The sequence below is a fragment of the Halomonas sp. NCCP-2165 genome (genome assembly GCF_023708045.1).
GTDB lineage: Bacteria > Pseudomonadota > Gammaproteobacteria > Pseudomonadales > Halomonadaceae > Bisbaumannia > Bisbaumannia pacifica.
In genome coordinates, this window is the sequence record NZ_BRCY01000038.1 from 1 (window position 1) to 22,474 (window position 22,474).

At 68.6% G+C, this 22,474-nt stretch carries 24 protein-coding genes and 1 pseudogene; 15 read left to right on the top strand and 10 right to left on the bottom strand.

The genetic code is table 11. The features are described 5' to 3' along the window. Together NFU04_RS14875 and NFU04_RS14880 are read left to right on the top strand one after the other, a co-directional pair. Nucleotides 1-128, top strand: a pseudogene (locus NFU04_RS14875) (IS481 family transposase); the annotation flags it as partial. A gap of 656 nt (nt 129-784) precedes the next feature. Continuing rightward, nucleotides 785-1,282, top strand: a complete 498-nt coding sequence (locus tag NFU04_RS14880; RefSeq protein ID WP_251310211.1) for an AAA family ATPase — start codon at nt 785-787, stop codon at nt 1,280-1,282. A gap of 229 nt (nt 1,283-1,511) precedes the next feature. Here the strand turns inward: NFU04_RS14880 and NFU04_RS14885 are convergent, their stop codons facing one another. Further along, the gene (locus NFU04_RS14885) at nt 1,512-2,198 is read right to left on the bottom strand and encodes a type 1 glutamine amidotransferase domain-containing protein (RefSeq protein WP_251310212.1); all 687 of its coding nucleotides are present in this window, start codon (nt 2,196-2,198) and stop codon (nt 1,512-1,514) included. 99 nt (nt 2,199-2,297) lie between these two features. Here NFU04_RS14885 and NFU04_RS14890 point away from each other — a divergent pair, with 99 nt between their 5' ends. From NFU04_RS14890 to NFU04_RS14900, 3 genes are read left to right on the top strand one after another with little or no spacing between them, the layout of a single operon-like run. Beyond that, entirely contained in the window at nt 2,298-3,236 is a 939-nt protein-coding gene (locus NFU04_RS14890) for a LysR family transcriptional regulator (RefSeq protein WP_251310213.1), read from the top strand. Nucleotides 3,237-3,281: 45 nt separating this feature from the next. Next, on the top strand, nt 3,282-4,466 hold the full coding sequence (locus tag NFU04_RS14895; RefSeq protein ID WP_251310214.1) for a PDDEXK-like family protein: 1,185 nt from the start codon (nt 3,282-3,284) through the stop codon (nt 4,464-4,466). A 40-nt stretch (nt 4,467-4,506) separates the two neighbouring features. Further along, nucleotides 4,507-4,878 carry a thiol-disulfide oxidoreductase DCC family protein gene (locus tag NFU04_RS14900; RefSeq protein WP_251310215.1) on the top strand — a complete coding sequence of 124 codons (372 nt, stop codon included), beginning with the start codon at nt 4,507-4,509 and terminating at the stop codon, nt 4,876-4,878. Between the two features lies 1 nt (nt 4,879). Here NFU04_RS14900 and NFU04_RS14905 read toward each other — a convergent pair whose 3' ends face one another. Together NFU04_RS14905 and NFU04_RS14910 are read right to left on the bottom strand one after the other, a co-directional pair. Further along, nucleotides 4,880-5,302 carry a secondary thiamine-phosphate synthase enzyme YjbQ gene (locus NFU04_RS14905; protein WP_251310216.1) on the bottom strand — a complete coding sequence of 141 codons (423 nt, stop codon included), beginning with the start codon at nt 5,300-5,302 and terminating at the stop codon, nt 4,880-4,882. 32 nt (nt 5,303-5,334) lie between these two features. After that, nucleotides 5,335-5,763 (bottom strand): DUF488 domain-containing protein, encoded by a 429-nt coding sequence (locus NFU04_RS14910; protein WP_251310217.1) that lies wholly within the window; start codon nt 5,761-5,763, stop codon nt 5,335-5,337. A 184-nt stretch (nt 5,764-5,947) separates the two neighbouring features. Between NFU04_RS14910 and NFU04_RS14915 the strand changes: the two genes are divergently transcribed. The 5 genes from NFU04_RS14915 (at nt 5,948) to NFU04_RS14935 (ending at nt 10,916) form a co-directional block, all read left to right on the top strand. Then, nucleotides 5,948-7,531, top strand: a complete 1,584-nt coding sequence (locus NFU04_RS14915; RefSeq protein WP_251310218.1) for a thymidine phosphorylase family protein — start codon at nt 5,948-5,950, stop codon at nt 7,529-7,531. Next, nucleotides 7,528-8,430: a ribose-phosphate diphosphokinase gene (locus tag NFU04_RS14920; RefSeq protein ID WP_251310219.1), complete on the top strand. Its 903-nt coding sequence runs from the start codon at nt 7,528-7,530 to the stop codon at nt 8,428-8,430. The genes NFU04_RS14915 and NFU04_RS14920 overlap by 4 nt, the downstream gene beginning before the upstream one ends. A 99-nt stretch (nt 8,431-8,529) precedes the next feature. Next, entirely contained in the window at nt 8,530-9,783 is a 1,254-nt protein-coding gene (locus NFU04_RS14925) for an MgtC/SapB family protein (protein WP_251310220.1), read from the top strand. 23 nt (nt 9,784-9,806) lie between these two features. Continuing rightward, a complete protein-coding gene (gene bluB / locus NFU04_RS14930) occupies nt 9,807-10,523 on the top strand; it encodes a 5,6-dimethylbenzimidazole synthase (protein WP_251310221.1) in 717 nt (238 codons plus the stop codon). Between the two features lie 45 nt (nt 10,524-10,568). Then, nucleotides 10,569-10,916: a DUF3024 domain-containing protein gene (locus NFU04_RS14935; protein ID WP_251310222.1), complete on the top strand. Its 348-nt coding sequence runs from the start codon at nt 10,569-10,571 to the stop codon at nt 10,914-10,916. A gap of 187 nt (nt 10,917-11,103) precedes the next feature. On the opposite strand, the gene NFU04_RS14940 is transcribed toward NFU04_RS14935, so the two are convergent. Beyond that, on the bottom strand, nt 11,104-12,006 hold the full coding sequence (locus tag NFU04_RS14940; protein ID WP_251310223.1) for a complex I NDUFA9 subunit family protein: 903 nt from the start codon (nt 12,004-12,006) through the stop codon (nt 11,104-11,106). A 7-nt stretch (nt 12,007-12,013) separates the two neighbouring features. Continuing rightward, complete coding sequence (locus tag NFU04_RS14945) at nt 12,014-12,643, bottom strand: DsbA family oxidoreductase (protein WP_251310224.1); 630 nt, start codon at nt 12,641-12,643, stop codon at nt 12,014-12,016. An 83-nt stretch (nt 12,644-12,726) separates the two neighbouring features. Between NFU04_RS14945 and NFU04_RS14950 the strand changes: the two genes are divergently transcribed. Further along, a complete protein-coding gene (locus NFU04_RS14950) occupies nt 12,727-13,038 on the top strand; it encodes an antibiotic biosynthesis monooxygenase family protein (RefSeq protein ID WP_251310225.1) in 312 nt (103 codons plus the stop codon). Between the two features lie 18 nt (nt 13,039-13,056). Here the strand turns inward: NFU04_RS14950 and NFU04_RS14955 are convergent, their stop codons facing one another. Continuing rightward, complete coding sequence (locus NFU04_RS14955) at nt 13,057-13,260, bottom strand: putative motility protein (protein WP_251310226.1); 204 nt, start codon at nt 13,258-13,260, stop codon at nt 13,057-13,059. A 127-nt stretch (nt 13,261-13,387) separates the two neighbouring features. Here NFU04_RS14955 and NFU04_RS14960 point away from each other — a divergent pair, with 127 nt between their 5' ends. Then, nucleotides 13,388-13,741: a zinc ribbon domain-containing protein YjdM gene (locus tag NFU04_RS14960; protein ID WP_251310227.1), complete on the top strand. Its 354-nt coding sequence runs from the start codon at nt 13,388-13,390 to the stop codon at nt 13,739-13,741. Between the two features lie 45 nt (nt 13,742-13,786). Here NFU04_RS14960 and NFU04_RS14965 read toward each other — a convergent pair whose 3' ends face one another. Together NFU04_RS14965 and NFU04_RS14970 are read right to left on the bottom strand one after the other, a co-directional pair. Next, complete coding sequence (locus NFU04_RS14965; protein WP_251310238.1) at nt 13,787-14,677, bottom strand: PA2778 family cysteine peptidase; 891 nt, start codon at nt 14,675-14,677, stop codon at nt 13,787-13,789. 67 nt (nt 14,678-14,744) lie between these two features. Next, the gene (locus NFU04_RS14970) at nt 14,745-15,137 is read right to left on the bottom strand and encodes a PA2779 family protein (protein ID WP_251310239.1); all 393 of its coding nucleotides are present in this window, start codon (nt 15,135-15,137) and stop codon (nt 14,745-14,747) included. Between the two features lie 237 nt (nt 15,138-15,374). Here NFU04_RS14970 and NFU04_RS14975 point away from each other — a divergent pair, with 237 nt between their 5' ends. Both NFU04_RS14975 and NFU04_RS14980 read left to right on the top strand, forming a co-directional pair. After that, nucleotides 15,375-15,905, top strand: coding sequence for an HPP family protein (locus NFU04_RS14975; protein WP_251310228.1), 531 nt, complete (start codon nt 15,375-15,377; stop codon nt 15,903-15,905). Between the two features lie 125 nt (nt 15,906-16,030). Beyond that, on the top strand, nt 16,031-17,728 hold the full coding sequence (locus NFU04_RS14980; RefSeq protein ID WP_251310229.1) for a diguanylate cyclase domain-containing protein: 1,698 nt from the start codon (nt 16,031-16,033) through the stop codon (nt 17,726-17,728). Nucleotides 17,729-17,734: 6 nt separating this feature from the next. On the opposite strand, the gene NFU04_RS14985 is transcribed toward NFU04_RS14980, so the two are convergent. Continuing rightward, nucleotides 17,735-20,470, bottom strand: coding sequence for a cation-translocating P-type ATPase (locus tag NFU04_RS14985; RefSeq protein WP_251310230.1), 2,736 nt, complete (start codon nt 20,468-20,470; stop codon nt 17,735-17,737). Nucleotides 20,471-20,609: 139 nt separating this feature from the next. On the opposite strand from NFU04_RS14985, the gene NFU04_RS14990 reads away from it, so the two are divergent. After that, nucleotides 20,610-21,062 (top strand): YchJ family protein, encoded by a 453-nt coding sequence (locus tag NFU04_RS14990; RefSeq protein WP_251310231.1) that lies wholly within the window; start codon nt 20,610-20,612, stop codon nt 21,060-21,062. 37 nt (nt 21,063-21,099) lie between these two features. Here the strand turns inward: NFU04_RS14990 and NFU04_RS14995 are convergent, their stop codons facing one another. Then, the gene (locus NFU04_RS14995; RefSeq protein WP_251310232.1) at nt 21,100-22,446 is read right to left on the bottom strand and encodes a Na+/H+ antiporter family protein; all 1,347 of its coding nucleotides are present in this window, start codon (nt 22,444-22,446) and stop codon (nt 21,100-21,102) included. Nucleotides 22,447-22,474 lie beyond the last annotated feature (28 nt).

Consider the following 22,474-nt stretch of genomic DNA (forward strand, 5'->3'; position numbering starts at 1 on the left):
ACAATCACCACATCCCTCAGAAGGCGCTGCATCATCAATCACCGATCACGGCGATGAAGGAGTGGCAGGCCAAGCGACCTGAGTTATTTACCAAACGAGTGGTTAATCACACGGGACCCGACAATTAGTTACTTAGCCGACTTGAGAAATATGTGCTCTCATAAAAAAGCGGTGGAGCCAACAAAAGAGCAAGTCGATGAGCTTATCCAAGGTGCTCAGTGGCTAACCAAGAATCTTTTTTAACAAGTAGCGTCAGCCGGACCGATTTGTTCCGCTATGCTCCACAAACCGGCCGCTGCGCACGGCGTTATATCGATTAGGAAGGTTTTCTAAATGTCGTCAATTTGGGATGGAGTTGTGATCGGTGCGGCTGGCGGTGCGATAGCCGGTATCACTGTATATTCAGTCCGGATGGCACACGAATGGATTCGTGATCAGTTAGAAGGCAAGCGCGTCTATGAATGGGTTCTAGGAAATACGAAGAATGAGGATGGGAAGCGCTTTTGTAGTACAAGAACAATTGCGAGCTGGAACAACCTTACGGAAGATCGAGTGAGGTATCTCTGCAGCCAACACTCAAAAATATTCCTATCCACAGATGCGAACGAAGATATGTGGAGTCTGTATGATCGGAAGGTCCAGCCTCGTGTGCGCAGCCTGTGAGCAAAATCAATATAACCAGTCGCTTAAGTGCGTTCCGGCCTTCGGCCTCCACCGGACGTCCCTGACGGGCCGCCGCTTAGCTTGGCGTTAAGCCTGAATGGCTGGTCGAGAAAACCATTCCATGAAAATCATCCTTCTCGGTAACGCCGGCTCAGGGAAAAGTACCCTCGCCAAGCGGCTGCTCGACAGGCAGCCGGCGGCTCGCTTGTCGCTGGACCGGATGGCGTTTCGGGAGGGGGCGGAGCGGCGGCCACTGGCGGAGAGCGTGGCGGAGGTGCGACGCTTTATCGATGCCCATGGCCACTGGATTATCGAGGGCTGCTACGCGGATATTATCGAGCCGATCCTGCCGGCCTGTGAGGAGCTGATCTTCCTCAATCCCGGCGTCGAGGCCTGTGTGGCCCACTGCCGGTCGCGGCCCTGGGAACCGGAGAAGTTCGCGACCCGAGAGGCGCAGGATGCCCATCTGGAGGCCCTGATCGCCTGGGTGCGCACCTACGAGACCCGCGATGATGACTATGGGCTGCAACGTCACCGGGCGTTGTTCGATGGCTTTCGTGGCAGGAAAATGGAGCTTGATGATCCGAGTCAGTATGCCTCGATGCTGGGGGTGGACTGACTTGGATAACCTCTCAAAGACCGCCGAAAATCGCTCGGCAAAGCCAAGCTCCCACAATGGCTGAGTGGAGCACGGCCGAGCTCAGCTACCCTTTTACATGTCGGGTAAGGGTTCCCTCGACAGGGCCAGATTCTCACGGCCGTCGGTTGGCTCCTTCGCCTATCCGATGAAACGTAAAACGCCCGCGCTGCCATTGGCAGGCGGGCGTTTTGCTATCGGGATGGCCGGGTTACTTGCCCAGGGCTTCCAGCAGCAGCTTGGCCACCGGCTCGGAGGAGGGCGGGTTCTGGCCGGTGATCAGTTGGCCGTCGCGGCGGGTGTAGGGGACGAAGTCGTCGGCCTTGGAGTAGCGGCTGCCGCCGGCGATCAGGGCGTCTTCGACCAGGTGGGGCACCACTTCTGTGAGTCCCACGGCGGCTTCCTCGCCATTGGTGAAGCCGGTGACCTGACGGCCCTGGATGATCGGCCGGCCATCGGCGTCGCGGGCGTGGATCAGCACGATGGGGGCGTGGCACACCGCGGCCACCGGTTTCTGCTGGGCCCAGAAGGCCTCGATCAGGCGGATGGAGTCGGCATCGTCCACCAGGTCCCAGAGCGGGCCATGGCCGCCGGGGTAGAAGACGGCGTCGAAGTCGTCGGCATTGACTTCGCTCAGGCGATGGGTGCTGGCCAGTTGCTGCTTGGCCGTCTCGTCCTGCTGGAAGCGGCGGGTCGCCTCGGTTTGGCTCTCCTCGGCGTCGCTCTTGGGGTCCAGCGGCGGCTGGCCGCCCTTGGGCGAGGCCAGCACCACCTCGGCGCCGGCGTCCAGGCAGGCGTAGTAGGGCGCCGCCAGCTCCTCGAGCCAGAAGCCGGTGGGCTCGCCGGTATCGCCGAGGCGGTCGTGGGAGGTCAGCACCATCAGAATGCGTGCGCTCATGGCAATCTCCTTGGCCAGTGCGTGAATGGGATGGTCACCATCCTAGCCGGGCGGCTAGTATTCGAGAATTGATGATTCTCGATAGGAGATATTCACTCGATGAATGTCGCGGGCAAGGACCTCAACCTGCTGCTGCTCTTCCATGTGCTCTATCAGGAGCGCAGCGTCTCGGCGGCGGCCGGGCGCATGGCGCTGAGCCAGCCGGCCCTGAGCCACAAGCTGGCCAAGCTGCGTCATGCCTTCGGCGACGAACTCTTCGTGCGCGCGCCCCGGGGCCTGACGCCGACGCCCCGGGCCCACGAGCTGGCGCCCCGGGTGCAGCAGCTGGTGGCGGGCATCGAGGGCTTCTTCGACTTCTGCGAGGGCAGCGACTACCTGGCCCGGGCCGACCGGGTGCACCTCTACACCACCGACTATATCGAGCAACTGCTGTTGCCGCGGTTGCTGCCGGTGGTGCGCCGCGAGGCGCCGCAGCTGCAGCTGGTCACCCATAACACCCGGGGCCGGCTGCCGCGGACGGAGCTGGAGACCGGCGAGTGCGATATCGCCATCGCCGGCTTCTATGGCGACCTGCCGCGCAGCTACCATCAGCAGCGCATCCACCGGGAGGGCTTCGTGGTGCTGGCCGCCCGGGACCACCCCCAGATCGGCGAGCGCCTGACCCTGGAGGGCTACCTGGCCAGCGATCATCTGGTCACTACCCTGACCGGCGACCTGGACGGCCATGTGGACAAGCAATTGCGCGCCCTGGGACGCCGGCGGCGGGTGGTGGCGGGGCTGTCGAGCTTCACCGTACCGCCGCTGCTGGTGGCCCAGAGCGACCTGCTGCTGACCTGCCTGGAGAGCGTGGCTACTCAGGCAGTGGCGCGCTTCCCGGGGCTGGCGATCCACCCCTGCCCGCTGGCGCTGGACGGCGTATCGGTGATCCAGACCTGGCACCAGCGCACCCACGAGGATCGCCTGCGCCGCTGGCTGCGCGACCGGATCCAGGCGCTGCTGGAGCCGGTCGCGGTCGAGGCAAGCCTAAAGTCACCTTAAGCCCTGCCGATAGTCCCTGGGCCCTAGAGTCGACAAGGACGCCTCGTGACTTCCCATCACAGCCTGCTGCATCTGGCCTCCCTGCTGCGCCAGCGCCATGCCCGGCCGCCGGGCTTCAACCTCTTCACCACCCTGCGCGGCGGCAACGACGAGGTGCGCCTGCATTCGCGCTTCCTCGCCGCCCTGCTGGATCCCCGGGCCCATGGCCTGGGGGCGGCGCCGCTTAACGAGCTGCTCGAGCGCTGCGCGATCCGCGACTTCGCCTTGGAGGGCGTGCGGGTGGAGTGCGAGCGCTGGAACATCGATATCCTGGTGACCAATGCCCGGCGCCAGGCGCTGCTGATCGAGAACAAGATCCACGCCGACGACCAGCCGGAGCAGTTGGTGCGCTACCACCGGCGCCTGCGCGAGGCGGGCTACCGGGAGATTCACGTGCGCTACCTGACCCTGGAGGGCCGCGATCCCCGAGAGGACAGTCTGGGCGAGCTGCGCGACCTGGAGGAGGGCAGCTACGGCGCCCTGGGCTACTACGCCGACCTGGTGCCCTGGCTGGAGGCCTGCCTGGGGCGCGCCGCCCTCGACCCGCCGCTGCGCGAGAGCCTCGCCCAGTATCGGCAACTGATCCTGCAACTGACCGGACACGACATGGACAACGCGCACCTGGAGACCCTGGCCGAGACCCTGCTGCAGGGCGACAACCTGCTCGGCGCCCACGATATTCGCCTGGCCTACGACGAGGCGCTGGCTCGCCTCCAGGCCCGGCTCTGGCGGGCCCTGAAGGCGCGTATCGCGACCCAGTATCCGGCCATGGCCGAGCATATCAGCAGTGACTCCTGGAGCGAGGCAGCGCTGGACGGCCTGTGCCGGGACTATGTGCAGCGCCGCCAGAACAGCAAGGGCTATGGCCTCTATTACTGGATTCCCGGTTATGAGAAGGCGATCTGTGCCGGCTTCGAGATCGAATACGCCATCTACCTGGGGATCTACTGCGAGCAGGAGAGCGAGCCCGAGTGCTATGGCGCCCTCGCCGAGCACCTGGACGCGGCGGGCCATGGCGGCAGCCGCAACGCCTACTGGCCCAGCTTCGCCTTCTATCCCGAGGCGCTGAACCTCAGGGCCCCCAGCGCCGAGCACCTGGCGCGGCTCTCCGATCCGGACCGCTTCGCCGACCTGGTGGCGGCCATGGCCGACGAACTGGCGCGGCTCTGGGAGGTCTGCCGTAGTAATTAAGTAGTAGTGAAGTAGTCGTTGAGTCGCCAGCGAGGCCAGCATGAGCGCATTGCCCCCCTTGAGGGTCTACTACGACGGCGTCTGCCCCGGGTGTCGCCGGGATCGGGCCCGCTACGAGCGCTGGGCCGGCGAGACCGGCCGCGACGTGAGTTGGTGCGACGTCACCGAGCATCAGCAGACGCTGCGCGCCAAGGGCATCGATCCCCAGGCGGCGCTGCTGTCGCTGCATGTGGAGGAGGAGGGCGGCGCCATCCGCGAGGGCATCGACGCCTATATCCTGCTGATGCGCCGGGTGCCTCGCCTCAGGCCCCTGGCCTGGCTGATCGGCCTGCCGGGGCTCAAGCCCGTGCTGCGCTTCGGCTATGACCGCTGGGTGCGGCGGCGCCTGGCCCGGGAGGGGCGCCTGCCCTGAGTCAGGCCTGGCCCTGCAGGGTGGCGATCAGCCGCCGGGGTCCGCCCTGGTCGCGGTGTTCGCCGAGCCACAGGCCTTGCCAGGTGCCCAGGGCCAGGAGGCCATCGCGTACGGCCAGGGTCAGTTGGGTGCCCAGCAGGCTGGCGATCACATGCGCCGGCATATCGTCGGGGCCCTCCAGCACGTGCTTGAAGTAGGGCAGGTCGCCGGGCACCAGGCGGCGCAGGAAGGCGTCCAGGTCGTGGCGCACGTCCGGGTCGGCGTTTTCGTTCAGCGTCAGCGACGCCGAGGTGTGTTGCAGCTGCAGGTGCAGCAGGCCCACCCGACAGCGAGCCAGCTCGGGAAGCGCACTTTCCACTCGCTCGGTGATCAGGTGAAAGCCCCGCGCCACGGCGGGCAGCCGTATCTCCGTTTGTTGCCACATCTCGCTATCCTCCGGCTGTTGGCCGGCCAAGGCTAGCATCTGCCCTTATCGCCGGCATAGCAGGGCGGCGAGGCGGGGCCGTCCCGGTCGGCGGCGTCTTCGGCGGCCAGGGCGTCGAGCAGGGCCTCGCGGAGCACCGGCAGGTGGGAGGCCTCCAGGTCGCGAGCGGCGGAGAGCAGGGTCAGGCGCCCGCGGCGGGCGTGGCGCAGCAGCGGCACCAGCACCCGGGGGGCGTCGTCGAGCTCCCGACGGTAGCGGCGCACGAAGACCGCGCGGCTGATCTCCTGCTGGTGCCAGGCGCGACGCAGGCCGGGGGAGGGGGAGGCATCCTGGTACCAGTCGGTGAGGCACAGGCTCTCCCGGCGCTTGCCCCGGGGCCAGAGGCGATCCACCAGGATGCGGGCGCCGTCCTCGGCCTCGACCTCGCCATAGATACGCTTGAGCCGAATATCGTAGGTCATCGCGGGTCTCTTCCTTGGGTGGGGTGGCCGGGTTCACAGCTTAGGTCGGCTGGGCGCCCGGCTCCAGCCCCGAAACGTTTACCGCTCGGCTTGCGCCGAATAGCGTTGGCGCCGACGTTGTCGGCCGTCAGGTCGAGGCCCGCGGCTTCGGCTAGGCTCAGGAAGGAGCCGCGGAGGAGCAAACATGGACAAGCCGCAGCGCAGGTCCCAGGAGAGTGACGAGGGGCTCATGCCCCTGGCCCTCAAGCGGGTGGGCATCGATACCTATCGCGAGAACGTCGCCTACCTGCACCGGGAGTGCGACCTCTACCGGGCCGAGGGCTTCCAGGCCCTGGCCAAGGTGGAGGTGGGCGCCAACGGGCGGCGTATCCTGGCCAGCCTCAATGTGGTGGATGACGAGGCCATCGTCGGTCACGACCAGTTGGGCCTCTCCGAGGAAGCCTTCGCCAGCCTGGGCATGCCGGAGGGGCAGCCGGTGTGCGTCTCTCAGGCGGAACCGCCGGGGTCGATTCCCGCCCTGCACCGCAAGATCAACGGCGAACGGCTGACCCGCCGGGATTTCCGCGCCATCGTCCAGGACGTGGCCGAGCGGCGCTACTCGAAGATCGAACTGACCGCCTTCGTGGTGGCCTGCGACCTGGGCGAGATGGATCGCGAGGAAGTCTTCTACCTCAGCGACGCCATGGCCCGGGTCGGACGCCAGCTCGACTGGCACGAGCATCCGGTGGTGGACAAGCACTGCATCGGCGGCATTCCCGGTAATCGCACCTCCATGCTGGTGGTGCCCATCGTCGCCGCCCACGGCAGCCTCTGCCCCAAGACCTCGTCCCGGGCCATCACCTCGCCCTCGGGGACCGCCGATACCATGGAGGTGCTGGCGCGGGTCGACCTGCCCTTCGCCGAGCTCAACGAGCTGGTACGCACCCACCGCGGCTGCCTGGCCTGGGGCGGCAGCAGCGACCTGTCGCCGGCGGACGATGTGCTGATCGCCGTGGAGCGCCCCCTGTCGCTGGACTCGCCGGGGCAGATGGTGGCCTCGATCCTCTCCAAGAAGGTCTCCGCCGGCTCCACCCACCTGCTGCTGGACATCCCCGTGGGGCCCCAGGCCAAGGTGCGCTCCATGCCCGAGGCACGGCGGCTGCGCAAGCTCTTCGAGTTCGTGGCCGGGCGCATGGGACTGACCCTGGAGGTGGTGATCACCGACGGGCGCCAGCCCATCGGGCGCGGCATCGGCCCGGTACTGGAGGCCCGGGACGTGATGCATGTGCTGATGCAGCATCCCGAGGCCCCGGCGGACCTGCGCCAGAAGTCGCTGCACCTGGCCGGGCGCATGCTGGAGTTCGACCCGGACGTGCGCGGCGGCGATGGCTATGGCATCGCCCGGGATATCCTCGAGTCGGGGCGCGCCCTGGAGAAGATGCGCGCCATTATCCGTGCCCAGGGGGAGGCCCCCTTCGACCCCGCGGCCCCGCCCCTGGCGCCGCTCAGTTTCACGGTGACGGCGCCCCAGGATGGCGTGGTCATCGCCATCGATAACCGCCGCCTGGCGCGAATCGCCCGACTCGCCGGCGCCCCCAAGGCCAAGGGCGCCGGGGTCGACCTGCTGGCCTGCATCGGTGACGCGGTGACGGCGGGCCAGCCCCTCTATCGGGTCTATGCGTCGTACCGCAACGAGCGCAACGCCGCCCGCCAGTGCTGCGACTGCGACAATGGCTTCACCCTGGGCGAGGCCGCGGCCATCGCCCCGCTCAATGTGGAGGGACGATGAGCGCGACCCAACTCCCGACCCTGCTCCATTTCGACGACGAGGCGCTGCCGGCGCGGCGCCTGGCCGCGACGCTCGGCCTGCCGGCACTGGCCATCGAGGCCCATCGCTTCCCGGATGAGGAGCTGCGCCTGCGGCTGCCCTTCGCCGCCGCCTGCCCCGAGACCCTGGTGCTCTACCGCAGCCTCGACCGCCCCAACGACAAGCTGGTGGAACTGCTGCTGGTGGCCCGCCATGCGCGGCGCCAGGGCACCCGGCGGCTGATCCTGGTGGCGCCCTATCTCGCCTATATGCGCCAGGACATCGCCTTCCATCCCGGCGAGGTGGTCAGCCAGACCCTGGTGGGGGCCTTCCTCGCCGAGCTGGTCGATGCCCTGATCACCGTGGACCCGCACCTGCATCGCATCACACGCCTCGACCAGGCGGTGCCGCTGGATGATGCCATCGCCCTGTCGGCGGCGCCGGCGCTGGGCGAGCTGGCCGCCGCGCGGCGCCCCGGGGCCCTGCTACTGGGGCCCGACGAGGAGGCCGAGCAGTGGGTGGCCCGGGCCGGGGCGGCCAGCGGCCTCGACCATGGGGTGTGCCGTAAGCGGCGCCACGGCGATACCCGAGTGAGCATCGCGCTGCCCGAGCTGGCGCTGGCCGGACGCCGCGTGGTGCTGATGGATGACGTAGCCAGCTCCGGCCATACCCTGGCCCGGGCCATCGAGGCGCTGCGCGGGGCCGGGGTGGCCTCGGTGGACGTGGCGGTGACCCATGCGCTCTTCGCCGGCGAGGCCCTGGCGGTGATCGAGGCCGCCGGTGTCGGTGAACTCTGGAGCAGCGATGCCATCGCCCATCCCAGCAATGCGGTTCCCCTCGCGCCGCTATTGGCCGAGGCGCTCGAGCCGCTGATCCGCTAATCGTCGCCGAGGAGGCCGCATGGAGAAACACCCGGCGGTAGGGGGCAAAGCCGATATCGTCCCGTCCAGGTGTGCCCGGTCTTCCGGACGGGGGAGCTGATGGAAGCCTTCGTTGGCTTGGGGGTGGCGCTCTTCTCGGGGCTGCTGATCGGCCTGGAGCGGGGCTGGAAGCAGAGCGGCCTGCCGGAGTCGAGCCGCGCCATGGGCCTGCGCACCTTCGCCCTGATCGGCCTCGGCGGCGGCGTCAGTGGCCTGCTGGGCGAGGCCTGGGGGGCGGTACTGCCCGCCGCCATCGGCCTGGGGCTGATCCTGCTGCTGACGGTGGTCTACTGGCGCTCGCGTCTCGAGCAGCGCGATGCCGGCTGCACCACCGAGGTTGCCGGCCTGCTGACCTTCGTGCTGGGGGCCGCGGCGGCGGCGGGCTATCCCGCCCAGGCGGCGGCCGGCGCCGTGGTGGCGGCCCTGCTGCTGCAGCTCAAGGCCTATCTGCATGACCTCTTGACCCGCATCAGCGCCGCCGAGCTGCGCGGCACCCTGATGCTGTTGCTGATCTCGGTGGCGGTGCTGCCGCTGCTGCCGGATCGCGGCTTCGGCCCCTTCGCCGCCCTCAATCCCTACCTGATCTGGTGGATGGTGGTGCTGGTGGCGGCCATCCAGTTCGCCGGCTATGTGCTGGTGCGCCTGCTGGGCAGCCGCTACGGCATCCTGCTGACCGGCCTGGTGGCGGGCTTGATGGCCTCCACGCCGCTGGCGCTGGCCTTCGCGCGGCTGGGACGCCGGCAGCCCGAGCTGGCGCCGACCCTGGTGTGTGCCATCCTCGCCGCCTCCTCGATGATGTTTCCCCGTGCCCTGGCGGTGGCGAGCCTGATCGCCCCGGGAATCCTGCCGACCCTGGCCGTGCCCCTGCTGGGCATGACGGGGCTGGGCTTCGGCCTGGCGGCGGGACTCTGGTGGTGGGCGCAGCGCCGTGACGGGGCGGACCAGGCGGCGCCGTCGCCGCCGGTGAGCAACCCCTTCGAGCTCTGGCCGGCGGTGCGCTTCGGCGGCCTCCTGGCGGTGATCTTCCTGGCCGTGGCCGCGGCCCGCCACTGGCTCGGCGACAGCGGCCTCTATGGGCTGGCGCTGATCTCGGGGCTCACCGATGTGGACCCGGTGACCCTCTCCTTCGCCCGCCTGGCCGCGGATGAACAGTCCTGGGCGCTGGCCAGTCGTGGTATCGTCCTGGCCGCCCTGGCCAATACCCTGTTCAAGAGCGGGCTGGTCGCCGTCCTCGGCGGCGCCCGCATGGGCGCCTGGATGCTGGTCAGCGTGACGCCGGCGCTGCTGTTCGGCATCGCCTGGCTGGTATGGTAGGCCCCTCCAACCAAGGAGCGACGATGAGCAAGGACACCCTGCGCGCGGCGTTTTCCGCGGCCGAACGCCACGGCCTCTACCGCGCCATCTTCGAACGCCGTGACGTGCGTTCGCAGTTTCTGCCCGAGCCGATTCCCGCCGAGGTGCTGGCGCGGCTGTTGCAGGCCGCCCACCACGCCCCCTCGGTGGGGTTTATGCAGCCCTGGGACTTCCTGGTGATCGAGAATCGCGAGCTGCGCGCGCGCATCCAGGCCAGCTACGCCCGGGAGAACGCCCGGGCCGCCGAGAACTACCGGGGCGAGCGGGCCGAGCGCTATCGGCGCCTCAAGCTGGAGGGCATCCTCGATAGCCCCGTCAACCTCTGCATTACCTGCGACCGCCGCCGCGGTGGCCCCCATGTGCTGGGGCGCAACTCCATGCCGGAGATGGACCGCTTCAGCACCTGCCTGGCGGTACAGAACCTGTGGTTGGCGGCCCGCGCCGAGGGGGTGGGAGTGGGCTGGGTGAGCATCCTCGACCCGGTCGAGCTGGCCGAGCTGCTGGGCCTGCCCGAGGGCATCGAGCCGGTGGCCTATCTCTGCCTGGGCTATGTCAGCGAGTTTCTCGACGAACCGGAGCTGGCGACCAAGGGCTGGCGGCAGCGTCTGCCCCTGAGTCAGCTGGTGCATGGCGATGGCTGGGGCCGACCCTTGGAGGCGGAAGCGCTGGGGCTGGCTTTGGAGGGCCTCGAACCGCGATAATCTCGCCCCGTCCGATACATGAACCAGGCATTTGGCGAGCGACGCATGGCATTGAGCGAATTCGAGATCAAGCGGGCCGAGAAGGTCCTCCAGGGCTTTGTGGAGACACACCGACCGCCCGCGCACCTTCGACATCAACTGGATCTCGGTGGGCGAGTCAGCGGGCAGAGCGTCGAGATATTCTCGATTCGCCCCCGCTATGACGACCCGTCGATACGCATGGAGACCCCGGCGGCCAAGGCCACCTACGTCAAGAGCCGCGGCCTGTGGAAGGTCTACTGGATGCGCGCCGACCTCAAGTGGCACGCCTACCAGCCCCGGCCCGAGGTGAAGAGCCTGGAGGCCTTCCTCGAGCTGGTGGGCGAGGATGCCCATGCCTGTTTCTTCGGCTAGCGGTTCGAAGGGGCCGGCCGGCGGGCAGACGCGGTGTTCAAGGAAGACAGAGCGGCAGGCTATCGCGCGGGCTGGCTAGGGCGTGGGGCCGGCCGGCGGGTCAAAGTGGCGGTCAGGGAAGACAGAGTGGCAGGCTGTCGCGCGGGCTGGCTAGGGCGTGGGGCCGGCCGGCGGGCAGCAGCGTCGGTTAGGGAAGACAGAGTGGCAGGCTATCGCGCAGGGTGCGTGGGGAGATACCCAGGTCGGCGAAGCCGCCCACACCATCGGCGACGAGGTTGTCCTCGGCCATCAATAGCACCTGATCACGGGTCAGGGGCGGATTGGGCAGCACCGAGAGCAGCCCGGCCAGGGCCCGCCAGGCCCAGAAGGGCACCGGCAGCAGGGGGCGCTGGGTGTGGCACTGAGCCTGGACGCGGGCGAGGATCTCCCGGTAGCTGAGCAGGTCCGGACCACCCAGCTCAAAGAGCCGTCGCGGTGGGTCGGCCGTGTCCACCAGGGTCGCCACGGCGCGGGCCACGTCCGCCACATGCACCGGTTGCAGGCGGGTCTCGCCGGCGCCGAACAGCGGAATCGCCGGCAACCGGGTCAGCCGCGCCAGCCCATGGAGGAAGGCGTCATCGGCGCCGAACATCACGCTGGGGCGCAGGATGATCGCCTTGGGCAGGTGCTCCAGCACCGCCGCCTCGCCCCGGGCACGGGCGCGCACATAGGCCGACGGCGAATCGCATCGGGCGCCGATGCCGGAGAGTTGCACCAGGCGGTTGAGGCCCGCCTCCCGGGCCAGCCGAGCCAGGCGAGCGGCGCCCTCCACATGGATCGTCTCGAAGCTGGCACCGCGGCGCTCCACATAGCCACTCACCGCATTGATCACCGCCGAGGCACCGGCCAGCGCCTCGGCCACCGCCGCCTCGTCGCGAATATCCGCGGGGCAGAGGGTGATGGGGTCCTGGGGTTCCGCCCAGTCGGGGCGCCGCGGATGGCGCGCCGCCAGGCGCACCCCCCGGCCCGCCTCCACCAGTTCGCGGACCAGCCGACGCCCCAGGAAACCGGTGCCGCCGAAGACCAGGATCTCGCCGTCGGATCTTGTCATGGACGGCCTACCCCATCAGGTCGAAGAGGCGTTCCAGCGCCAATAGCAGCTGGCGTCGCGGCTGGGCTCCCTCCAGCACCCCGGCGTGTTCGCCATCCAGCATAAAACGCAGACCGGGCACCCCGGAGATGCCCAGTACCTGGGCCTGATGCTGATCGTCGCGCACCGCCTGAGCGAAACGCCCTTCGTGAAGCGCTCGGGCCAGGTCGTGGCCATCCAGTCCCAGGGCCTCGGCCTGGGTCATCAGGGCGTCGATATCGCTCAGGTCGAGGCTCTCCTCGAAGAACCCCCGAAACAGCGCCCGGCGCAGCCGCTCCGCCTGGGCCGGGGAGTGCGTCTCGGCCCAGGCATGGGCCTCGTGGGCCAGCTGCGAGCGGGGCTGGATACGCGGCAGGCGCAGGGTCATGTCGCGTTCCTTGGCCATGGGCAGCACCGAACGCTGCCAGACCTCATGCAGGTAGTCGGCGTCGGGGGCGAGGGGCGGCTGGGGCGCCGGGCGCAGCTCGAAGGCGCGCCAGCGAATGCCGAGTGCCTCGCCGAAGCGGGCTTGGATGGCCTCGAGTTCGGGAAGCTCCAGGTAGCAGAAGGGGCAGACGAAGTCGCTGAAGACTTCCAGGACGATACGCGGTTGGGTCATGATGGCGCTCTCGCGGAATTACGTTGCCCCTAGGGTAACCGCTGGGCTGGCCAACGCCACCCGATCCCCTGCCTGGAGCCGTCATGATCGCTACCACCCCGGAGCCGCCCTATTACGCCGTGATCTTCACCTCGCTGCGCAGCGAGGAGGAGGCCGGTTATGCCGAGATGGCCGAACGCATGCTGTCGCTGGCCGCCGAACAGCCGGGCTTTCTGGGGGTGGAGTCGGCCCGGGAGGGGCTGGGGATCACCGTCTCCTACTGGCGGGACCCGGAGGCGATTCGCGCCTGGAAGGCCAATATGGAGCATCGGGAGGCCCAACGGCTGGGCCACCGGCAGTGGTATCGTCACTTTCGGGTGCGGGTGGCCCGGGTCGAGCGGGAGTATGGCAGCTAAGCCGCGCGTCTGCGCGGCTTACGCATAGGTATTGATCTGGGTGCCCAGGTGACCCTGGCTGGCCAGCTGGGGCTCGGCGGAGGCGGATTCCATCAGGGCGGTGACCTGCTGCTGCTGAGTGGTCAGGGCCTCCTTGAAGATCTGCATCTGGGCCTGCTGGGCGACCTGGGCCTGCTGCATCACCAGCGCCTGGCTGACGGTGTTATTGATGGCCGAATCCATATCAGCGCTCCTTGATTTAGCGATTGGCGCTCTCACGCTACCAGGCCCGGGTGGCCGGCAGCAACTGGTGTCGTCGCGGCTGGCGGTGTAGGCTTGCCGGCTTTGCGTGTCGACCGAGGACTCCGAGATGAGCGATCTGCCCAACTGCCCCGCCTGTGGCTCCGAGTACACCTATGACGATGGTATCCAGCTGGTCTGCCCCGAGTGTGGCCACGAGTGGGCCCGGGATGCGGCCCCGGAGCCGGTGGAAGATGAGCTGGTGGCCCTGGACGCCAACGGCAATCGTCTCGCCGATGGGGACAGCGTGACGGTGATCAAGGACCTCAAGGTCAAGGGCTCTTCCTCGGTGATCAAGGTGGGCACCAAGGTCAAGAGCGTGCGCCTGATCGAGGGCGACTCCGAGGGCGGCCATAACCTCGACTGCAAGGTGGAGGGCATCGGCCCGCTGAAGCTCACCTCCCGGTTCGTCAAGAAGGCCTGAGTCGGCGTGACGCCGCCGAGGCCCTGGGCCTGGGCGGCGCGATGGCTAGAGTCGCTCCAAGGCGTCCTCGGCGTGGGCCTGCCAGGGGCCGGGCAGGGCGCCGGCGCGCTCGAGGGCATCCCGGGCCTGGGCCGGCGCCTCGAGGGCGATCAGGGTCAGCCCCAGGTTGAGCCAGGCCACCGCCAGTGACGGATCGGCCTCGGTGGCGCGCCGAAAGGCCTCCGCGGCGCCGCTGGGGTCGCCGCCGCCGTGGCGGGCATTGCCCAGGGCGAACCAGCCCATGGCGTGGCGTGGCCAGCGCCGCGTCACGGCCTCCCAGGCGGGCAGGGCGGCCAGGCTGCCCCTGGCCTGCTCGAAGTCGGCGATCGCCCGCAGGGCGCGCTCCGCCCCCAGGCTCGCCGGCAGCTCACCCGGGGGCAGGGCCACTACCGCCCAGCGCTCGCTGCGCGCCCAGGTGGCATCGAAGCGCCGGAAGTCCTCGCGGCGAGCCGCCTGCGTGCCGCTATGCACGATCATCGCCTGGGCCTCCAGGTCATAGCCGATGGCCACCGCGTAATGCCACAGCGGCCAGGCCGGCAGCGACAGATTCTGCATCACCAGCACCGGATGCCCCGCGGCCAGCTCCGCGAGCAGGGCCTCGAAGCGCCCCTCCAGCACGAAGGGCACGCGCCCGTGGCGGCGCAGGGTGGCCAGCATCTCCGGCTGCACGCTGCCCTCCCGATGGGGCAGGAAGACCTGGGGAATCAGCGCGTCCAGCGTGGTTTCGACGCCGTCGGCATTGAGCAGCATGGCCAGCGACGCCGGCCCGCACTGGTAGTCCCGCTGGGCATGGAAGGGGATGCCCGCCAGTTGCACCCGGGGGGGGATTCCCATGGCCTCGGGGCTGGCCAGGCGCGGCGCGCTGGCGCAACCGGCCAGGAGCCACAGGCCGAGCATCAACAGCACAACGCCCGCAGAGCGGGCGTTGAGGCGTGAGCGGAGGGCGGGGGCTTGGCCCCGTCGCTTAGCGAGTAAAGGGAAACGCATTGGTCAGGCCCAGGATATCGGTGACCAGCAGGATCACGAAGACCGCGAACAGCGCGCCCACCACGCTGGCGCCGGCGGGCAGCTGTTCCAGCTGATCGGCCATCTGGCGCACTTCGGCGTCGGAGAGGGCGGCCACCCGAGCTTCCACCTCGGCGGGATCGACGCCCTGGGCGACCAGTTGATCCTGGACGTCCTGGCGGGAGAGCACTTCCTGGATACGCTCGCGGTCGGCACTTACCCGGTCCTGGCTCAGTGCCTCCTGGGTGGAGATCAGGCCGCTGGCGGGAGCCGGGGCGGCGGCCACCGGCAGGCTGCCCAGGACCAGGCAGGCGATCAGCAGCGGGCTGAGGACGCGTGAAATTGTCTTCATCATTAGAGGATTCCTTACTCTGAGATTGGTGTCCGGCTGGATTTCCTACGGCACTCAGGCGGGTACCGTCACGCGATGCTTCTCCAGTATAGGGCTAGACCCCTATGATTTTCATGCCTTTTTCGTGCCATGGCGGAGTGGACGAGGCGGGGTTATCGATCTATTCACAATACGTTCTTCACCTTGATGGTGCGATTTGTCAGAATCTGCGCCTTTCTGGTGCATGAATGGACGACCATGAAGACCTACTTCGGCAAGATGCGTGGTGAACCGGCCCGGCGTGCCCGGGCCGACTGGCAGGACGCCCTCTGGTCCTGGGCGGGTGCCTTCACCGGCATGGGCGCCATCGCCTGGCTGAGTGCTCACTGGCTCACCGATCAGCTGTTGATTCTCGGCTCCTTCGGCGCCACCTCGGTGCTGATCTACGCCGCCCCCCAGAGCCCCTTCGCCCAGCCCCGCAACGTCCTCCTGGGCAGCGTGCTGTCGGCCTGCGTGGGGGTGGGCTGTGCCCAGTGGCTGGGCACCACGGCCCTGGCCGTGGCCCTGGCCGTCTCCCTGGCGATCCTGATCATGCAACTGACTCACACCGTGCATCCGCCCGGCGCCGCCGCCGGTTTGATCGCCGTGGTGGGCGGGCCGGAGGTCCAGGCCCTCGGCTGGTGGTACCCGCTGGTGCCGGTGGCGGTGGGCTGTGCGGTGATGCTGGTGGTGGCCATCCTGGTCAACAACCTGGCCCGGCATCGTCGCTATCCGGTGCACTGGCATTGAGCCGGGCTACCCCTTGAGGCCAGCGTTGAAGCGAAACGCCCCTCGCCCGTGTCAATATGGCTAGATAAGAAGGTGAAGATAAAGAACGCCGCCAGGGATTCGGCTCGACGCGGGGGACATAGCGAATGGGAGAGCCGGTTGATCGGTGCCTACCGGGCCAGGACTGCGTCCTCGAGGCCCTCTATCATCGCCTCTTCGAGGCCTCGGCGGATGCTCAGTTCGTGGTGGCGGTGGAGGGCGAGCACTTTCGCTATCTGCGGGTCAATGATGCCCTGGTCAAGGGCACCGGCATCCCGCGCTCGGTGATGGAAGGGCACAGCCCCGCCGAGGCGCTGCCGGCGGCGCTGGCGCCGCTGATCGAGGAACAGTATCGGCTCTGTTTACGGGCTCGCCAGACTCGCCTCTATGAACAGCACTTTCTCCTCCCCGCCGGCCAGCGCTGCTGGCAGACCCGCCTGACCCCCCTGGTCGATGACGCCTCCGGCGAGGTTCGCCTGATCCTGGGAACCGCGCGGGATATCACCGAGTTGCGCGCTTTCACCCAGACCCTGGTGTCGGTGGCCGACACCCTGCCGGGCTTTATCTATCAGCTGCGCCGCGATGCCGACGACCATTGGTCCTACCCCTATGTGGGCAAGCGAGTCGAGGAGATGTTCGGGGTCAGCGTCGCCGAGGCGGAGGCCGATGCCGAGGCGCTGATCGGCCTGATTCACCCGGACGATCGCGAGCGGGTCATCCGCGAGAGCCTGGCGTGCGCCGAGCGCTTGACCGCCTGGCACAGCGAGTTCCGCATGTATCACCGGGATGGTCGTCTGCTGTGGCTGGAGGCCCATGACGTGGCCCAGCGCCTGGACGACGGCAGCCTGTTGTGGACCGGTTATGCCAACGATATCACCACCCGGAAGTCGCTGGAGGAGCGCAGCGCGGTCACCGACCGGCGCTTCCAGCTGCTGGTGGAGAATGCCAACGATATCATCTACACCCTGACCCGGGAGGGGCGCCTGGAGTATGTCTCCCCCAACTGGTCGGAGATGCTGGGCCTGGACGCCGGGGCGGCCCTGGGGCAGCCCTTGCTCGATTTCATCCATCCCGAGGATCGTCCCGCGGTGGCGGCCTTCCTGGAGGCGTTGTTCGATTCCGGCACCAAGCAGCAGGGGGTGGAGTATCGGATGCGTCATGGCGATGGCGGCTGGCGCTGGCACACCTCCAATGCCTCGCCGATGTTCGACGAGGACGGCAGCCTGGCTACCTGCATGGGTATCGCCCGGGACATCACCGAGCGCAAGGCCATGGAAGAGAAGATCCGTCATATGGCCCAGCACGATCCGTTGACCGAACTGCCCAACCGGGCGCTGTTCTTCTCCCACCTGGACAAGGCCATCCAACTGGCCCTGCGTCAGCGCCAGCCCCTGGCGCTGATGTTCATCGACCTGGACAAGTTCAAGCCGGTCAATGACACCCATGGCCATGGGGTCGGCGACCGCCTGCTGATCGCCGTGGCGCGGCGCCTGGAAGCCCGGCTGCGTGCCTCGGATATCGTCGGCCGCATCGGCGGTGACGAGTTCGTGGTGCTGTTGCCGCTGGTGAGTGGCCGCGATGATGCCCATGGGGTGGCCGTGACGCTGTGCGAGGCCCTGCGCGAGCCCTTCGCGGTGGATCACCTGACCCTGAGTGTTTCCGCGAGCATCGGCCTGGCGCTATGTCCCGAGCACGCCGAGGAGAGCCGGATCCTGGCTCACTATGCCGATCGGGCCATGTACCTGGCCAAGGAGCGAGGCCGCGACCAGGTGGTGGTCTATGGCGAGGGGCGCCGGCGGCGATAAGACGCCTCAGGGCGCGGCCTCTTCGCGACGCGAGGCCCGCTGGGGCGGGTGGCGGCGCCATAGCCATTTCTCCCCCTCCACCACCAGGAAGATCAGCCCGGCGGCGGCGAGGATCATCGCCCAGTGGGCGAGACCCAGGGCGGTGCTGCCGAACACCAGTTGCAGCGGCGGCAGGTAGGTCCAGGCCAGTTGCAGGGCCGTGACCAGGCCGATCGCCAACCACACCGGACGGCTAGCGAAGATGCCCCGCCAGGAGAGGGCGCTGGCGGTGAGGTAGCGGCTATTGATCAGGTAGGCGGCACTGCCCATCACCAGCATATTGACCGCGCCGGTGCGGGCCAGCGCCTCCTCACCGCCCTGGCCATTCAGGATCCAGGCGAAGACGCCGAAGACCCCCGCCAGCAGCAGCAGCGCCACGAACCCCACCCGCCACAGCAGGAAGCCGTCCAGCAGGGGCGCCCCGGGGGCGCGGGGAGGACGCGCCATCAGGCCCGGTTCGGCCCGTTCGAAGGCCAGCGCCAGGCCCAGGGTCACCGCCACCACCATATTGACCCATAGCGCCTGGAGCGGCGTCACCGGCAGGCGGCTGCCGGCCAGTACCGCCAGCAGGATGGCCAGGCCCTGGCCGCCATTGGTGGGCAGCAGGAAGGTGATGGTCTTGCGGATGTTGTCATAGACCTTGCGGCCCTCCTCGATGGCGGCGGCGATGGTGGCGAAGTTGTCGTCCGCCAGCACCATCTCGGCGGCCTCCTTGGCCGCCTCGGTGCCCTGGATGCCCATGGCCACGCCGACGTCGGCGCGCTTCAGCGCCGGGCCATCGTTGACGCCGTCGCCGGTCATGGCGCAGATGCCGCCCCGGGCCTGCATCGCCTTGACCAGGCGCAGCTTGTGCTCCGGGGCGGCCCGGGCGTAGACGTCCACCTCGAGGATCACCCGCGCCAGCTCGGCGTCCGACATCGCCTCCACCTCGCGCCCGGTGAGGGCCCGCTCGGTATGCGCGAAGCCCAGCTCCCGGGCGATGGCCAGGGCGGTGACGGCGTGATCGCCGGTGACCATCACCGGGCGAATGCCGGCCTCCAGGCACTGGGCCACCGCGGCGATGGCCTCCTCCCGGGGCGGGTCGAGCAGGCCCACCAGCCCCAGCAGCACCAGGCCCTCCTCGGCGTGCTCGTCGCCGAGCGCTTCCACGCCATGCACCGGCTTCTCGGCCAGGGCCAGCACCCGCAGGCCCCGGGAGGAGAGGGCATGGATGCGTTCCTCCCAGGCCCCGGTGTCGAGCGGCGTCTCGCCGCCGTCCGGGCTGCGCTCGCGGTGGCACATCTCCAGCAGGCGGTCCGGGGCGCCCTTGACCAGCAAGCGCGGCTCGCCCTCCAGTTCATGGAGGGTGGCCATGTACTTGCGCTCGGACTCGAAGGGGATGGCGTCCTGGCGGTCGTGGTCGCCGCGCAGGGTCCGGGCATCGAGCCCCGCCTTGGCGGCGGCCACCACCAGGGCCCCCTCGGTGGGGTCGCCATGGATCTGCCACTGACCCGCATCTTCGGTCAGCTCGGCGTCATTGCACAGCACGCCCACCTTGAGGAAGTGGAGGAGGGCGGGGTGGTCTTCGGGCATCACCCCATGGCCGTGCCCCTCGGCGTCCACGGCATGAAAATCGCCCCGGGGGGCGAAGCCGACACCGCCGATACGGAACTCTCCCTCGGGGAGCCAGAGCGCCTGGGCAGTCATCTCGTTGCGGGTCAGGGTGCCGGTCTTGTCGGTGAAGATGGTGGAGATGGCACCCAGGGTCTCCACCGCCGGGAGGCGACGAATAATGGCCCGGCGCCGGGCCATGCGCTGCACCCCCAGGGCCAGGCCGATGGTGACGATGGCGGGCATGCCCTCGGGAATGGCCGCCACCGCCAGCGCCACCGCCGCCATAAACATCTCGCCCAGGGGGCGGTCGTGGACCAGCACGCCAAAGGCGGCGGTCAGCGCGGCGGCCAGCAGGATCACGCCGGCCAGCACCCGGCCGGCGCGATCGAGTTGTTGCAGCAGCGGCGTCTTGAGCTTGTCCACCTCCCGCAGCAGCTCGGAGATGCGTCCCAGCTCGGTGGCGGCACCGGTGACCACCACCACCCCCAGGCCGGTGCCCTGGACCACCAGGGTGCCGGCGTAGGCCATGCTGCTGCGATCGCCCAGCTCGGCCTCGCTCGGTGCGGCCTCGCTGGCCTTGTCCACCGCCGAGGATTCACCGGTCAGTGTCGCTTCCTGAGTGCGCAGGCGCTTGGCCTCCAGCAGGCGCAGGTCGGCGGGGACCCGGTCGCCGCTCTCCACCCAGACCAGGTCGCCGGGCACCAGCCCCTCGGCGTCCAGGGTCTGGCGCTTGCCGTCCCGGACCACCCGTGCCTGGGGCGAGAGCATCTGGCGAATGCTCTCCAGGGCCCGCTCGGCCTTGCCCTCCTGGATAAAGCCGATCAGGGCGATAATGATCACCACGCCGAGGATCGCCGCGGCGTCCAGCCTGTGGCCGAGACCCAGGCTGGCCAGGGCCGCCACCAGCAGGATCATGATCAGCAGGTTATTGCACTGGGCCAGCAGGCGCCGCCAGGCCGAGCGCGGCTTGGCCTGGCGCAGGCGATTGGGGCCATGCTCGGCAAGGCGCCGAGTGGCCTCCTCGACACTCAACCCTTCGGGCCGACTCTCCAACTGCGCCAGGGTCTCCGTCGCCTCGAGGGCGTGCCACGCCTTGGTGGGGTCCTGCATGCCTGCGCTCTCCTCGCCGGTGGGCCGGCCTACAGGTGTAGCATAGCCTTTGCTGCAGTGCAGTGATCCCGGTCAAGGTCGCGGACAGCCGGCGAGGAGCGTGGCACACTGGCGCGCGCCGATCACCAGGAGGAAAACGATGAACCAGCGAGCCTGTCCCTGCGGTAGCGGAACCGCCTACGCCGACTGCTGTGGCCCCTATCACCAGGGGGCGCCGGCGCCGAGCCCGGAGGCGCTGATGCGCTCTCGCTACAGCGCCTTCGCCCTCGACCTCCGCGACTACCTGCTGAGCAGCTGGCATGCCTCCACTCGCCCCGCCAGCCTGGCGGCGGACGACACGACGCACTGGGTGCGCTTGGAGATACTGGGGAGCCAGGCGGCGGGAGACCAGGGGCGAGTCCACTTTCGCGCCACCTTCCGGGAGGGGCGGCGCTGGGCGGTACTGGAAGAGGAGTCCCGCTTCCTGCGTGAGGCGGGACGCTGGTACTACCGGGATGGGGAGACGTCCTGGCAGCGCCTCAAGCCGGGGCGTAACGACCCCTGCCCGTGCGGCAGTGGGCGCAAGTTCAAGGCCTGCTGCGGGGTGGCCTGAGGCGAAAACGCCGGGACAGGTCCCGGCGTCGAGTCGATCAGAGGATCATGGCGGCGATCCAGCCGAAGACGATCAGCGGGATATTGTAGTGCAGGAAGGTCGGCACCACGCTGTCCCAGATATGGTCATGCTGGCCGTCGGCATTGAGGCCGGCGGTGGGCCCTAGCGTCGAGTCGGAGGCCGGCGAGCCGGCGTCGCCCAGGGCCGCGGCGGTGCCGACCAGGGCCACGGTGGCCATCGGCGAGAAGCCGAAGCTCAGCGCCAGGGGGACATAGAGGGAGGCGATGATGGGGATGGTCGAGAAGGAGGAGCCGATGCCCATGGTGATAAAGAGGCCCACCAGCAGCATGATCAGCGCCGCCAGCCCCTTGTTGTCGCCGATCAGGGCGGTGGAGCCCTCCACCAGACCCTGAACCTCGCCGCTGGCCTGCATCACGCCGGCGAAGCCCGCCGCCGAGATCATGATAAAGCCCACCAGGGCCATCATGCGCATGCCCTCGGTGAAGATGCCGTCCTGCTCGTGCCAGTGGAAGACGCCGCTCAGCGACAGCAGGGCGAAGCCGAAGATGCCCCCCAGCACCATGGAGCCGGTGGTGAGCTGCACCACCACGGTGCCCACCAGGGCGATGCCCAGCACCGCCTTCTGCCAGCCGGTCAGGTGGCGGGCCGCCTGGGCCGGGGTCTCGTCGCCATGGGCCAGGTCGCGGTCCTCATAGTCGCGTCCCTTGCGGTAGCTGAACAGCGCCGCCACCGCGAGCCCCAGCGCCATGCCGCCGATGGGGATGATCATGGCCAGGGGCACCATCTGGCGGGTGACTTCCAGCCCCAGCTCGGCGCCGCTCTCGTTGAGGTTGGTGAGCAGGATGTCATTGAGGAAGATGGCCCCGAAGCCCACCGGCAGCAGCATATAGGGCGCGGTGATGCCGAAGGTGATCACGCAGGCCACCAGGCGCCGGTCGAGGCGCAGGTGGTTCATCAGCTTGAGCAGCGGCGGCACCAGCACCGGGATAAAGGCGATATGCACCGGAATCAGGTTCTGGGAACTCACCGCCGCCGCCAGCAGGGCCGCCAGCAGGGTATAGGTGACCAGACGATGGTTGTCGCTCGGGGTGTCCAGGTCGAGCCCGGCGATGGCGCGGTTGGCCAGCAGCTCGGTGATCCCCGAGCGCGACAGGGCCACCGCGAAGGCCCCCAGCACCGCATAGGAGAGGGCGATGGTGGCGCCGTTGCCGAGGCCGTCGTTGAAGGCGTCGAGGATCTCCCCGATGGGCATGCCCGCATAGAGGCCCCCCACCAGGGTGGCGACGATCAGGGCGAAGACCACGGAGACCCGAGCCAGGCTCAGGCCGACCATCACCAGGATGGCAAGAACGATAGCATTCATGATGGGCTCTTATCGTTGGGAACGAATG